The 339-nt window shown below is 70.8% G+C and carries 1 pseudogene; it reads left to right on the top strand.

Going from position 1 to position 339, the window contains the following annotated elements:
• Nucleotides 1–339 (top strand): annotated as a pseudogene (locus HMPREF3014_RS07180) (RHS repeat protein); the annotation flags it as partial.

The following is a 339-nucleotide window of genomic DNA, read 5'->3' as shown; positions in this document are numbered from 1 at the left end:
CGCCCTGCCCGCGCAGGCGGCCGAGCGCGCCTGGAGCTACAGCTACAACGCCCTCGGCCTGATCGAGCGCGCCGACGGTCCGCGCACCGATGTGCAGGACGTCACCCTCTATGCCTACGACAGTCGCGGCAACCTGACCCAAGTGACCAACGCCCTCGGCCAGGTCACCCGCCTCGGCGACTATGACGAGCGCGGCAAGCCCGGCAGCATCACCGATGCCAACGGCGTCACCAGCAGCCTCGCCTACACCGGCGTCGACGGCTGGCTGGCCTCCGTCAGCACCGCCGGCAGCACCACCCGCTTCGACTACGACGCGGTCGGCCAGATCACCCGCGTCAC

This window comes from Pseudomonas sp. HMSC065H01 (genome assembly GCF_001815235.1).
GTDB classification, from domain to species: Bacteria; Pseudomonadota; Gammaproteobacteria; order Pseudomonadales; family Pseudomonadaceae; genus Pseudomonas; species Pseudomonas aeruginosa.
This window is presented reverse-complemented; position numbering and strand designations above follow the sequence as displayed.